This window comes from Lederbergia lenta NBRC 16444 (genome assembly GCF_001591545.1).
GTDB classification, from domain to species: Bacteria; Bacillota; Bacilli; order Bacillales; family Bacillaceae_C; genus Lederbergia; species Lederbergia lenta.
Genome location: NZ_BCVC01000001.1, coordinates 812817 through 826293, shown reverse-complemented (window position 1 = coordinate 826293; position 13477 = coordinate 812817). Strand labels below are relative to the sequence as shown.

Genomic DNA, 13477 nt, shown 5'->3' with positions numbered 1-13477 from the left:
ATAAACCAAAAACGATATGAAAAGACTAAAGTAAGTAGCCATTCGAGAACTTCCTATATTTATACAATTTTAGAGGACTTGTCCGATAGCACTACAGCGAAAATAATATATGCCAAAACATCCGGCTCTTCCGTTTCACTTACCAGACAGAAAAAGCAAAATGAACTCCATACACATAGTGGAGTTCATTTTGCTTTACCTTATTTAACAGCAAGCTCCATTACTTTTCCACGAAGTTGCTCATCAAATACTTTGTTTTTGATCATTTCAATTTCATATTTATAAGGCGCCTTTTTATTTTTTTTATCTTCTCCAATAAAAGGTGTTTCCAAGATTTTCGGTATATGTGTCAATTGCGGATGATGGATAATATAACTTAAGGCATCAAATCCAATATATCCAAAACCAATATTTTCGTGTCGGTCTTTTTTAGCTCCACATTCATTTTTACTATCATTAATGTGAAGTACTTTTATCCGATCTATACCAATCGTTTTATCAAAAGTCTCTAGCACGCCATCAAAATCATTAACTATATCATAGCCCGCGTCATGTATATGACAAGTATCCATACAGATAGAGAGCTTATCTTTATGATGAACACCATCAATAATTTTCGCTAATTCCTCAAATGTTCTCCCACACTCTGATCCTTTTCCTGCCATTGTTTCAAGCGCAATTTGTACTTCTTGGTCTTCTGTCAATACTTCGTTAAGACCTTCAATGATTTTCTGAATCCCCTTCTCAGCACCTTCACCTACATGTGCACCAGGATGGAGGACAATTTGTTTGGAACCAATCGCAGCTGTTCTTTCAATTTCAGAGCGGAGAAAGTTTACACCGAGTTCAAATGTGGCTGGATTTACTGTATTGGCGATATTAATGATGTATGGAGCATGCACGATAAACTCCTCAATGCCATTTTCCTTCATATGCAAAAGCCCTGCCTCAATGTTTAAATCCTCAATACTTTTTCGGCGTGTGTTTTGTGGTGCTCCTGTATAAACCATTAATGTGTTTGCACCATAAGACACAGCTTCTTCACTCGCTCCAAGTAGCATTTTCTTTCCGCTCATCGATACGTGTGAACCAATTTTTAACATATCCTAAACAACCCCTTTATTTCCCTTGATTTTTAGATCGCTTATTCACTCGACGTTCCCGCTTCTTAATTTGCTCTATTTCTTCTTTCATTTTCTTTTTATATCCCGGCTTTACTTTGGATGGCTTTCTGACAAATTTCCGCGCTTTTATTTCCACTTCATCCACGGTCTTTTTGCGATTTTTACGGCGATTACGATCTTTTATCTCCACCCATTCATGCTTAACTAAATCAAGATGAGTGAATTCAATTCCCATTTTCTCTAATTGAACCAAAGCATCTTCGTCTGCTTGCCCATATATTGTAACCGCTAATCCTTTATTTCCCGCTCGTGCAGTACGACCTGATCGGTGAATATAAAAGTCCAAATCTCTAGGTAGCTCATAATTGATGACGTGACTAATTCCTTGAATATCGATACCTCTTGCAGCCAAATCTGTTGCAACAATGTATTGATACTCCAAATCACGAATTTGCTTCATCATTTTCCTACGATCTCTAGACGTTAAATCACCATGTATTTTTCCAACTTTTAACCCACGTTCACTTAGTTGTTCCGCCACTTTGTCGGCCATTTGTTTAGTATTTACAAATACAATGGCCAAATAGGGATTATAAGAAACCAACATCTCTTTGAGCAGATCTACCTTTTCCCTACTTCTTTGTGGTACGAGGATATGTTCGATATTTTCAGCAAAAACTTGCTTCGGTTGTACATGCTCAAAAGCAGGGTTTTCCATATACTTCTTTAAAAAGGGCTTTAATTTTTCTGGTATCGTGGCAGAAAATACGAGCATTTGTAGCTCTTTAGGCATTTTCCCGGCAATTTTATCCACATCATGCAGGAAACCCATATCAAGCATTAAATCAGCCTCATCTACTACCAATACAGAAGCAGTATGCACAAACAACGCCTGTTCTTTTACAAGATCATTGATGCGTCCTGGTGTTCCTACGACAATTTGCGGTTGTTGTTTTAACTTGTTTATTGTTCGCTGTTTATCCGTTCCACCGATATAACAACGTGTAGTAATCGTTTCATTTTCTAAGTGCTCTGTAATTTTTAGAATCTCATGATAAATTTGGTTTGCTAATTCTCTTGTCGGTGCAGTAATGACAGCTTGAACTTCCTGGCGATGCGGGTCAATTGCTTCAATCATTGGCAGTATATAGGCATGCGTCTTGCCAGTACCTGTTTGTGACTGTCCAATGGCACTTTTACCTTTTAAAAATAATGGAATCATCTTATTTTGGATTTCAGTAGGTTCTCTAAAGCCCAGTTCTTCGATTGCTTTATTTATAAATGATTTAAATTCGAATCGATCAAATGTATGTTCAGTCATATCCGTTCACTCCTTTAATAGGGACAACCCCTCAATCCATTATTATAAACCATAAAGAAAGCATGCACAATGAGGGCTATCTATTTTGCAAATATATTAAGGTGTTTTCATGAAACTATATCATGGCGCAAGGCATTTAACTAATCCTTTTATTAAAAGTTGCATAATGTATACACTATAGAGTCTCAGAAAGGAGGATGTAAATTTTGCAACGTAATATGATGAGATCCATGCAAAGACAAATGCCACAGCAATACGGCCCAATGCGTAATTCTCAGCCAGCAGCTGGTAAAGGTGGCATACTATCGAATTTATTTCAAAGAAATACAGGTACATCTGTAGGTAACGCAGCTGCAAACGGCTTTAGTCGAGCTGGAACAAATACTTCCCTCATCCAAAGTTTGGCTAATCCGCAAAAAATCAGCTCTTTTTTAAATCAAACTCAACAAGTATTAAACACTGCCCAGAAATTTGGTCCTGTGGTTCAACAATATGGACCTATGGTCAAGAACCTACCATCTATGTGGAAGTTGTACAGGGCTTTTAAAGACAATCCAATGGAAACAGAGGAAACAGAGAAACCAGTAGAAACAAAAATAATTGAAAATGATCTCCAAGAAAACAGTACGAACAAGATCAAAACGATTAAACCTCCGCCAAAGGATAAGCAAGGGAAATCTGTTCCCAAATTGTATATATCTTAATCTGTCTACTATTCTAAACTCCATCTATTTGGCTTTTCTATTAGATTTATATATAATATAGATGTGAGTTCAATAGATTTCAGGCCTTAGCCTGCGGTCAGGAGGATTTGAATGCAAATAATAAAGATTTCACCACGAGGTTATTGCTATGGAGTAGTTGATGCCATGGTCATTGCCCGTAATGCGGCACTAGACAAATCATTACCACGCCCTATTTATATTTTGGGAATGATTGTTCACAATAAACATGTAACAGATGCTTTCGCTGAAGATGGTATTATCACACTTGATGGACCGAATCGTAAAGAGATTCTTGAACAAGTTGATAGCGGAACTGTTATTTTCACAGCTCATGGCGTCTCACCAGAAGTTCGAGAGCTCGCCGAGAAAAAAGGACTTACCGCAATTGATGCGACATGCCCAGATGTAACAATCACTCACGATCTCATTCGTGAGAAAAAGGCAGAGGGTTATGACGTAATCTACATTGGTAAAAAAGGACATCCTGAACCAGAAGGAGCAGTTGGAGTTGCTCCTGATATTGTTCACCTCGTTGAAACACTTGAGGATCTTGATGAGTTAAACGTCAAGAACGAGAAAATTATCGTGACGAATCAAACAACGATGAGTCAATGGGATGTCAAGGCAATCATGGAAAAAGTGAAAGAAAAATATCCTCAAGCTGAGAAGCATGAAGAAATTTGTCTCGCCACCCAGGTTCGCCAAGAGGCAGTTGCAGAACAAGCTGGTGAAGCTGATGTCTTGATTGTTGTCGGCGATCCAATGAGTAATAACTCAAACCGATTAACACAAGTATCTGAAGAGATTGCCGACACGAAAGCCTACCGTGTTGGAGATGTAAGTGAAATAGAAATCGACTGGTTAAAAAGCGCTAAAACTGTTGCAGTGACAGCGGGTGCATCTACTCCAACCCCTATTGTTCGTGAAGTCGTTGCATTTTTAGAACAATTTAACCCGTTTGATCAATCAACATGGATCCGCGAAAATAAAGTTCCATTAACTAAAATTTTGCCAAAGGTAAGAAAGCCGAAATTACCTGCCAATTAAATAAGTGTTTCCATAAGAAAAACCGGGCAAACAGCCCGGTTTTTCTTATATGAATGTAAATGGATTTGTATTAATTTCTGAAGATATTATTTTTACTTCATAACATTTCTCTTCACTCATCTTTTGGAGTACTTCTGTTAAGCCCTTTTTCATGACTTTCTCTACATTATGTCCAGGATCAACGATATTTAATCCTATATTCATTGCATCATGTGCTGTGTGATAATATATATCACCTGTCACATATACATCTGCACCATGAAACTTCGCATGCTTCATATATTTATTGCCGTCTCCCCCAAGTACTGCCACCTTTTTTACACGTTGCTGGAGATTTCCAACCACACGCACACCGTTTGAATCAAGCGCTGCTTTTACATACAATGCGAATTCTTCCAAAGACATCTCTTCAGTTAATTCACCGATTCTTCCGAGTCCAAGCTCTTCTGCTTTTAAATCGAGTGTATATAAATCATATGCCGGTTCTTCATATGGATGTGCTTTAAGCATAGCTGATATCACTTTCTTTTCTATTTCTTCTGGATAAACTGTTTCAATCCTTACTTCTCTTACACTCGCTAGACTTCCTTGGTTACCAATATGTGGGTTTGCATTTTCTCCAGGTAAAAAGCGACCCGTACCGACAGATGAGAATGAGCATTCCCTATACTCACCGATTGCTCCTGCCCCTGCATTTCCTAATGCTTGCAGAACCATCGCTTCATCATTTTCTGGTACGAATACTGCGAGCTTCTTAAGTTGTTGTGCGTATGTAGGAGCTAGCACAGAAGTATCATTCAGTTTTAACGCGGCCGCCAACATGTCGTTGACTCCTCCAGTTGATACATCTAGGTTCGTATGTGCAGCATAGACAGCAATATCATGTTTGATTAGCTGCTGTATTAATTTTCCAGAAGGGTCTTCCGATGATATATTTTTCAGTGGACGAAAAATAAGTGGATGATGCGCGATAATTAAGTCTACTTCATTTTCTATTGCTTCTTCTACTACGTCTGGCATGACATCTAGAGCAATCATCACTGTTTTTATCTGCTTATTAAGCGTACCGATTTGCAAACCAATTGGATCCCCTTCGAGTGCATGTTTTTTTGGAGAAAATGTTTCGAACAATTGAATGAATTCATGGCCATTTATTGTTTTCATGATAATGCCTCCTTCACCATATCAATTTTCTCTAATAATTCATTTTGCTTTCTTCTATTTGCCTCATTTTCTTCAGAGCTTTTAAGATGTTGAAGAATTTTTTCCCACTGTTGTATTTCTTGAAGCCATTTATGTTGAAATATCTCATTTTTCTCTTGTAATAAATACGGACCTAATAGAATTTCCTTTTTTTCATCAGTATATGGAAGATAAGGATTTCCTTTTTCTGCAACTAAAACTTCATAGCTTTTATTATCTTCGCAAAGAATATTTTCATGAATTAGTTGCCATTCATTTTCTAGCATCCAACGTCTAATATTATTAGCTGCTAAATTAGGTTGTAAGATTAACCGCTTCACCCCTTCGAGCTTTTCCTTCCCAGTTTCCAATATTTCCGTTATTAGTGCCCCACCCATTCCAGCAATTACAATACAATCTACTTCCCCAGCTTCGATTACGGCAAGCCCATTTCCTTTTCTGACGTCAATTAAATCCTTTAGCCCCGGAACTGTTCACTTGCTGTATTGCAGCTTGATACGGCCCCTCTACGACTTCCCCAGCTACCGCACGTGAGGCTACACCATGTTTTATTGCATAGCAAGGTAAATAAGCATGATCTGATCCGATATCGGCGATCTTTGATCCAGGAATGACATAGGAAACTACCCGATCTAGCCTCTTAGATAATTTATTAACATTCATTATTTATACACCTCTTTAGTAAAGATAAAAAAGTTCTTCGCAAATAGCAAAGAACTTCTTTATTTATTGCTTTATGCAATTTCGTCTTATTTTAGTTCAGCTATCCATGCAGCCATTTCTTCGACATTCTCAGGATTTACTAAACCGCCTGGCATTCCACCATCTGTACCATTCACTAAAATATCAGCGATTTCGTCTTCGGAAAGACCTGTACCATGTAATGAAGGAGCACCTGCACCTTCAAGATTTTCACCGTGACAGGTAATACAAGTTGTATTAGCAAATTCTTCTGGTTCAAATGCAACCGTTTCTTCCTGTGTACCACCGTCTTGCTCTTTTGCTATTTCTTTCGAATCTCCAATGCCTTTAATTCCCAGGAAAAAGATAAGTCCTAAGCCCAATACCATAATTAAAATATATGGAACGATAGCATTTCTCTTCATACTAAACCCTCCTTATGTAATAACCGCCTGTGAAAAATAATTATTGCAAACATCTACATTTTACTCGAAAAACATCAGAAGGGAAAGCCTTAGGCATGAAGATTCATTCTTTTTTCGATAATTAGACATATATATCGATTTATTTTTTATTGGCAGCCTATTTCACGAGCAATAATTAAACGCTGAATTTCAGAAGTACCTTCCCCTATTTCCAACAATTTAGCATCGCGCATCATTCTTTCCACTTCATATTCCCGCATATAGCCGTATCCTCCATGAATTTGTACTGCTTCATTTGTGATCTCCATACATATTTGTGATGCAAAGAGTTTACACATTGATGCCTCTTTAGAAAAAGGTTTCCCTTGATCTTTTAACCAAGCTGCTTTATAAACCATTGTTCTAGCTAACTCAATTTTCATAGCCATATCAGCAAGTTTAAATTGAATTGCTTGGAATGCTGATAATTTTTTTCCAAATTGTTGACGTTCTTTAGAATACTGTAATGCTTTCTCAAATGCACCTTGCGCTATTCCTACTGCCATTGCACCGATTCCTATCCTACCCCCGCTTAATGTCTGTAAAAACTGTTTGAAGCCTTCTCCTTCCTTACCGAGTAGGTTTGCTTTGTTCACTCTAACATTTTCTAAAATAAGTTCTGTTGTATCGGAAGCATGTAAACCCATTTTTTCGTATTCATCTACTATTTTAAATCCGGCACTATCCGTAGGTACAATAATCGAACTAATTTTTTTATGCTTTTTTTCGTCTCCTGTAATCGCAGTAATAGCAAGAAACTTTGCAAACGAAGCATTTGTTATAAAACACTTATTTCCATTTATGACATAGGTACTATCATCCGTTACCGCAGTCGTTTTTGTTCCAGCAGCATCTGAGCCAGCATTTGGTTCCGTTAGTCCAAATGCACCTAAAGATGTACCCGAACAAATAGGTGGTAAATATCGTTCCTTTTGCGCTTTCGTCCCAAACATATGAATTGGCGCTCCCCCCAGAGATATATGGGCTGAATACGTAATTCCAGTAGAACCACATGCTTTACTTAGTTCTTCTGTAACGATAGCAAAACTAAGCGTATCACTGCCTGCACCTCCATATTCCTCTGGAAATGGTAATCCCATCATCCCTAAATCACCTAGTTGTTTCATGATCTTTAGCGGAAATGCTTTAGTACGATCTCGTTCCACTGCACCTGGCGCTACCTCTTCACGAGCAAATCTACTGATGGCCTTCTTAATCATTTCCTGTTCAGAAGTCAGCGTAAAATCCATCTCGTTCCCTCCAATTTAGTATGCGCTCTCACTATTAATATTAGTATTAATATTATATAATTAATAGTACTGATGGAAAATCGCGTCTTTAGGGATATGTAGGATCAAAGTTATTTATGTTAATATGTAAAATAGTAACACTGCTACTGCTATAAAACCTGTAATGGTAAAAAAATGAACTTTACGCCATATTCCGAAGACAATCCACAAGGAACAATTAATAAGAAGTAGCAAATATAAATTGGTCATTTTACTTTGAAAAAAGGTTTCATTGATTTGCACCATATATAAGAGCAGTAAAAAAGCAGTTGTGATATAAATAATTAATTTGTTTTTATGCCTTTTTAAGTAGTAAACAAAAGATCCAAACAAAAAAGCAAAAAAAGTTGTCAATATTACCGTTTGCAAAGAGAATGAAAAATGAGTAAAATAAGTCAATACAAGAGATAAAATAATAATGAGTAAAAATGAACTATTAAAGATCAACTCGTCTGTAATCCAAGTATTCGCCTTTTTTGATTGAGTCTTTGGTTCTTGGTTATTTTCTCCTTCTGTATAAAGGGTGAGTAAATAATCGCAATAATGTTCAGGTAACATATTGTTTTGTTTCCAAAAATTAATCTCAGATATAATTATTTTTTTCCGATTAGCTTCCATGCCCAACCACATCCTGTTTAATTGAATAATCGAAATACGATTTCAAGAGGCTCCCACCAAAAATGGAAGCGTTTCAATAGACTGAGTGCGCCACCCATGTCAACGGTGACGTGATGACCATATATTCCCTTATACTAAAAAAGGTTTACTCCCGTGACCAGAAGTAAACCGAAGTAACGACATTTTTTTATTATTCTAGAAAATCTTTTAAACGTTTGCTTCTACTTGGGTGACGAAGTTTTCTTAAAGCTTTCGCTTCGATTTGGCGAATTCGCTCACGTGTTACACCGAATACTTTGCCTACTTCCTCAAGCGTTCGAGTTCTACCGTCATCCAAACCGAAACGCAGACGAAGAACATTTTCTTCTCGATCAGTCAAAGTATCAAGTACATCTTCAAGTTGTTCTTTTAACAACTCATATGCAGCATGATCAGAAGGTGATGTCGCTTCCTGATCTTCAATAAAATCGCCTAGATGAGAATCATCTTCTTCCCCTATAGGTGTTTCTAGCGAAACGGGCTCTTGAGCAATTTTTAATATTTCACGAACTTTGTCCGGTGTTAAATCCATCTCTTCTGCAATTTCTTCAGGAGTAGGTTCCCGCCCGAGATCTTGAAGTAATTGTCTTTGCACGCGTATAAGTTTGTTAATTGTTTCAACCATATGAACGGGAATACGAATAGTACGCGCTTGGTCAGCAATTGCTCTAGTAATCGCTTGACGAATCCACCAAGTTGCATACGTACTAAACTTAAAGCCTTTTTCAAAATCAAATTTTTCAACCGCTTTTATTAAGCCCATATTTCCTTCTTGAATTAAGTCAAGAAAAAGCATACCTCGGCCTACATAACGTTTAGCAATACTAACAACTAGACGAAGGTTTGCTTCAGCAAGTCGTTTCTTTGCTTCTTCATCACCTTGCTCAATCCTTTTTGCTAGCGCTACTTCTTCTGCAGCTGACAATAGATTAACACGGCCAATTTCTTTTAAATACATTCTGACTGGGTCATTAATTTTCACACCAGGTGGTACGCTTAAATCATTTAAATCAAATTCTTCACTTTCTTTTTGAACTTGGGCTAATGGTGGATTACTCCCGTCCTCTTCACTTTCTTCGAGTATTTCCACACCTTGGTCACCTAACGCTTCATAGAACTCATCCATTTGATCTGAATCTAATTCAAAATGTGCGAGTTTACCTGCAATATGCTCATATGTTAAGGTACCCTGTTTTTTTCCTTGCTCAAGTATTTGTTCTTTCACTTGATCCAGGGTAATTTCAATTTCTGTTTCATTGGAACGTGCTGATTTTTCAGCCATGCGTCCCCCTCCTTCCAGCATTTGCACACCATAATGTATTTTCACAACGACTTGCGAATTTCAATAATTTCCATTGCAATTTTAATTGCTGTTTCATGATCGTTTTTCCGTTCTGCTGCTTTTTGTTCTACCTGCTTTTCTTTTATCATTAACATTTTCGGGTATTTCAACACATGATTAACGTAATCTCTTAATTCTTGCTCACTAAATTCGGTGTCAATCGACAGCATTTCAATTTCTGACACAATCATACGCAACTTTTTATCAGGTAGAAAATGGAGGAAATTACTTGGATCAGGATGATTTCCCTCTTCATAATAACCACATAAATAAGTGAGTATCGCCTGATGCTCGTCATAATAAAATGAAGTTTCTCCAAGCATTTCTATCACGCGATAGGCAACTGCTTCATCTCGAAGCATTCTTGCGATCAATTGCCTCTCCGCCGCTATGTTAGCTGGGTATATTTTTTTTGCGGTTTTTGTTGCGACAGGTGGATTATTCTGTATAGGTTGCTGAGTTTGCGTTTTGTTTTGATGCGTTTTGTTTAATTGTTTTAGCTGCTCTGTTAAGGCATCTAGCGACAAAGAGAACTCTTCGGCCAATTGCCTTATATATAAATCCCGCTCTACCGGATTCGTTAGCTTGCTAATTTCCGTGATTACTTCTTCGATATACTGAAGCTTTTCTCCTTCATTTTGAAGATTCTTGCCTTGACGGAAATAGTATAATTTATAAGCCATCCAAGTATAGCCATTCCCTATTACATCAGTGCGGAATTTTTCTGTTCCGTATTTGCGAATGTAGTCATCAGGATCTAGACCATTCGGTAAGATGGCAACTGTTATTGTAAACCCTTGGTCTACAAGCAAGTTACCCGCTTTGTAAGCCGCTTCAGCACCAGCTTGATCCGAATCAAAACATAAAGTGACTGCATCAATTAATCTTCGTAACTCTTGAGCATGTTTTTGAGTAAATGATGTACCCATGACGGCCAACCCATTTTTAATCCCTGCTGCATCTGCAGAAATAACATCTGCAAAGCCTTCAAATAAGACGGCAAAGCTTTGTTTACGAATATGACTCCTTGCTGCATGAAAATTATATAAAAGTGAACTTTTATTAAAAACTTCAGTTTCGGAAGTATTTAAGTACTTCGGCTGATCATCTGGTTCTATCGCACGTGCAGAAAATCCTACAATTTTCCCCTTGGAATTTTGAAGGGGAAACATAATTCTATTACGAAATCGATCAAAATACGAATCGTCATTATCACGTGCACCTATCAGTCCAGCTCTTTTCATTAATTCTAAAGAATATCCACGTTTCTCCAAAAACTTAACTGAAAAGTCCCATTCTGGTAAAGAATAACCAATTTGAAATTTACTAATACTCTCTCTCGTAAATCCTCTATTCAGTAAATACTCAAGTGCGGCTGTCCCTTCATCCGTATTCAAAAGCAAATGGTGATAAAATTTTGCAATTAATTCATGTGCTTCAATCATTTTTGCATGGTCATTAGGTATCTGCTTAGTGTAGTTTACGGGCTCAGAAGTGTCGATATCAATTTGAATATTTCCCTTTTCCGCTATTCTTTCTACCGATTCACGAAATGTAATCCCATCGATGTCCATTAGAAAGGTAAATACATTCCCACCTACACCACATCCAAAGCAATGAAATATTTGTTTTTCTGGAGAAACGGAAAATGACGGTGTATTTTCTCCGTGAAAAGGACATAAACCAATATAATTTCGCCCTTGTTTTTTTATTTGAACGTAATCACTTACGACATCAACAATATCAACTGCTTGCCTTAACTCATTGATCTTTTCTTCAGGTATTTTTACCGCCACAAAAACATCCCCATCAAAATTAATATACAGTATCTTATTCGACGAAAATTTCTAAACTCCTTCAATTTCCGACAATAATCTACGCAATGAGTGCTGAAAATTCAAGCGGTCTTCCTTTGTAAAAGGACTAGGCCCCTTTCCATATACTCCTTGTTGTCTTGCTTTTGCAGATAAAAAGCGAAAATCCAACATGGTATTTATCGTTTCCTCTTTGTAATCCGTTCCCCTGGGAGAAAGTGCATAAACTCCTTTTGGCAGTACAAGACTAGCTAGACCAATATCCTGTGTGATTAATATGTCACCTTTCCTTATCTCGTTTAAGATGTATAAATCCACAGAATCTCTGCCAGGGTCAACAAAAGACCATTCATTATTTTTATCCTGCTCATTCGGTATATGGTCAAAAGAAGCGATGAAACGTGCGTACCAATTTTCTTCTTTTGCGATCATTGAAATCTCTGTTTTAACGGGACACGCATCAGCATCTACATAGATAATTGAATTTTTCTTAGTACGGTTATTAATTCTACATCACTCCGTAGATTCCTTCTTTTTTCGAAAAAATTTAAGGAAAAGTGAAATTGTTTGTCGATTTTTCCTCAGAATTTTATTTATGAGAACACAATAATTAGTTTATTCACTCATACACAGCTCTAAACCTAAATTATGTACTTTCAACACAATTTTTTATTATATCTTATATTAGAGTATTTGACTATTAATATGCACCACTTACATTTATTTATTAGAATATGATAAAAACACAACTTAGTTGTGTTTTTATATTCTTTTCTGTATGTAATTAATAATAATATTCGCTGTTTCCTCAACTGCTTTATTAGTCACATCGATGATTGTACAGCCTAACTTTGTAGATATTTTATCAAAGTACTCCATTTCCCGTTCTATTCTTTCTATATTTGCATAATTTGCTTTATCATCTAAACCAAGAGATAAAAGTCTTTCACGCCTAATATGATTAAGCTTTTCTGGACTAATTTTTAATCCGATACATCTACTAGGATCTATCGTAAATAATTCATTAGGCGGATCTACTTCAGGAACAATGGGCACATTTGCAACTTTATACCGTTTATGAGCAAGATATTGCGAAAGGGGCGTTTTAGATGTTCTGGATACACCAATCAAAATAATATCTGCTTTTAATAACCCTCGCGGATCTCGTCCATCATCGTATTTAACTGCGAATTCTACTGCTTCGACCTTCTTAAAATAGTCTTCATCCAGTAGCCGAACAAGGCCTGGTTCATTTAATGGAGCTTTATCAAAATTTCTTTCAAACATATCCATGATTGGTCCCATTACGTCAACCGCATTAATTTGTTGCTCTTTCGCTTGCTCTTTCATATATTCTCGAATATCAGGTTTCACTAAAGTATAGACAATCATTCCTTGATCATTTCTCGCCATGGCTAGGACTTCATTGATATTATCTATATCTTCTACAAATGGATAGCGTTTTAATATTGCATTACTACCATTAAATTGACTGATTGCCGCTTTTGTTACTAATTCCGCTGTTTCACCTACGGAATCCGAAACAACATAAATAATATGAGCTACCAAATAAACAACCTCCCAAGGTTTATAAAGAGGGATCAATGTCATAAGTGAGCAATATTCTATCCATTTTTCCTTAACTCAGTTGTCCCTCCGAACAAGTTCTTACTATTTATTATCTAGCTTCAGCGCCTATCGACTAGGCAAACTTCAAGGCTCCTCCCTACGATACGTCAACATCGGTTCGCCTTTCAGGCTTTACCGTGTTTCCTTTATCTCGCAACAAAAAGTTCCTCAACTAAAACCG

12 protein-coding genes and 1 pseudogene are annotated in these 13477 nt (G+C 37.0%); 2 read left to right on the top strand and 11 right to left on the bottom strand.

All coding sequences use genetic code 11. The features are described 5' to 3' along the window. Nucleotides 1-200: 200 nt before the first annotated feature. Nucleotides 201-1103, bottom strand: a complete 903-nt coding sequence (locus BLE01S_RS03735) for a deoxyribonuclease IV (RefSeq protein ID WP_066137418.1) — start codon at nt 1101-1103, stop codon at nt 201-203. A gap of 16 nt (nt 1104-1119) precedes the next feature. Continuing rightward, nucleotides 1120-2445, bottom strand: coding sequence for a DEAD/DEAH box helicase (locus BLE01S_RS03730; RefSeq protein WP_066137417.1), 1326 nt, complete (start codon nt 2443-2445; stop codon nt 1120-1122). Nucleotides 2446-2651: 206 nt separating this feature from the next. Here BLE01S_RS03730 and vrrA point away from each other — a divergent pair, with 206 nt between their 5' ends. Together vrrA and BLE01S_RS03720 are read left to right on the top strand one after the other, a co-directional pair. After that, entirely contained in the window at nt 2652-3149 is a 498-nt protein-coding gene (gene vrrA / locus BLE01S_RS03725) for a VrrA/YqfQ family protein (protein ID WP_066137416.1), read from the top strand. Nucleotides 3150-3260: 111 nt separating this feature from the next. Then, complete coding sequence (locus BLE01S_RS03720; RefSeq protein WP_066137415.1) at nt 3261-4217, top strand: 4-hydroxy-3-methylbut-2-enyl diphosphate reductase; 957 nt, start codon at nt 3261-3263, stop codon at nt 4215-4217. A 45-nt stretch (nt 4218-4262) separates the two neighbouring features. Here BLE01S_RS03720 and BLE01S_RS03715 read toward each other — a convergent pair whose 3' ends face one another. The 9 genes and pseudogenes from BLE01S_RS03715 to BLE01S_RS03675 form a co-directional block, all read right to left on the bottom strand. Continuing rightward, a complete protein-coding gene (locus tag BLE01S_RS03715) occupies nt 4263-5381 on the bottom strand; it encodes a Nif3-like dinuclear metal center hexameric protein (protein WP_066137414.1) in 1119 nt (372 codons plus the stop codon). Continuing rightward, nucleotides 5378-6083, bottom strand: a pseudogene (locus tag BLE01S_RS03710) (tRNA (adenine(22)-N(1))-methyltransferase). The gene BLE01S_RS03715 and the pseudogene BLE01S_RS03710 overlap by 4 nt, the downstream one beginning before the upstream one ends. Nucleotides 6084-6169: 86 nt before the next feature. Then, the gene (gene cccA / locus BLE01S_RS03705; RefSeq protein WP_066137413.1) at nt 6170-6526 is read right to left on the bottom strand and encodes a cytochrome c550; all 357 of its coding nucleotides are present in this window, start codon (nt 6524-6526) and stop codon (nt 6170-6172) included. Nucleotides 6527-6672: 146 nt separating this feature from the next. Beyond that, nucleotides 6673-7815: an acyl-CoA dehydrogenase family protein gene (locus BLE01S_RS03700; RefSeq protein ID WP_066137412.1), complete on the bottom strand. Its 1143-nt coding sequence runs from the start codon at nt 7813-7815 to the stop codon at nt 6673-6675. 114 nt (nt 7816-7929) lie between these two features. Then, nucleotides 7930-8472, bottom strand: coding sequence for a hypothetical protein (locus BLE01S_RS03695; protein WP_066137411.1), 543 nt, complete (start codon nt 8470-8472; stop codon nt 7930-7932). Nucleotides 8473-8662: 190 nt separating this feature from the next. Next, nucleotides 8663-9793: an RNA polymerase sigma factor RpoD gene (rpoD, locus tag BLE01S_RS03690; RefSeq protein WP_066137410.1), complete on the bottom strand. Its 1131-nt coding sequence runs from the start codon at nt 9791-9793 to the stop codon at nt 8663-8665. 41 nt (nt 9794-9834) lie between these two features. Next, nucleotides 9835-11649 (bottom strand): DNA primase, encoded by a 1815-nt coding sequence (dnaG, locus tag BLE01S_RS03685; RefSeq protein ID WP_066137409.1) that lies wholly within the window; start codon nt 11647-11649, stop codon nt 9835-9837. 51 nt (nt 11650-11700) lie between these two features. Beyond that, nucleotides 11701-12144: a YaiI/YqxD family protein gene (locus tag BLE01S_RS03680; RefSeq protein ID WP_415783366.1), complete on the bottom strand. Its 444-nt coding sequence runs from the start codon at nt 12142-12144 to the stop codon at nt 11701-11703. 285 nt (nt 12145-12429) lie between these two features. Then, nucleotides 12430-13236 carry a pyruvate, water dikinase regulatory protein gene (locus tag BLE01S_RS03675; protein WP_326255677.1) on the bottom strand — a complete coding sequence of 269 codons (807 nt, stop codon included), beginning with the start codon at nt 13234-13236 and terminating at the stop codon, nt 12430-12432. Nucleotides 13237-13477: the final 241 nt, after the last annotated feature.

Coding starts and splice junctions, on each gene's coding strand:
- BLE01S_RS03735 (WP_066137418.1), bottom strand. CDS start 1,103: ATGTTAAAAATTGGTTCACACGTATCGATGAGCGGAAAGAAAATGCTA.
- BLE01S_RS03730 (WP_066137417.1), bottom strand. CDS start 2,445: ATGACTGAACATACATTTGATCGATTCGAATTTAAATCATTTATAAAT.
- BLE01S_RS03720 (WP_066137415.1), top strand. CDS start 3,261: ATGCAAATAATAAAGATTTCACCACGAGGTTATTGCTATGGAGTAGTT.
- BLE01S_RS03715 (WP_066137414.1), bottom strand. CDS start 5,381: ATGAAAACAATAAATGGCCATGAATTCATTCAATTGTTCGAAACATTT.
- cccA (WP_066137413.1), bottom strand. CDS start 6,526: ATGAAGAGAAATGCTATCGTTCCATATATTTTAATTATGGTATTGGGC.
- BLE01S_RS03700 (WP_066137412.1), bottom strand. CDS start 7,815: ATGGATTTTACGCTGACTTCTGAACAGGAAATGATTAAGAAGGCCATC.
- BLE01S_RS03695 (WP_066137411.1), bottom strand. CDS start 8,472: ATGGAAGCTAATCGGAAAAAAATAATTATATCTGAGATTAATTTTTGG.
- rpoD (WP_066137410.1), bottom strand. CDS start 9,793: ATGGCTGAAAAATCAGCACGTTCCAATGAAACAGAAATTGAAATTACC.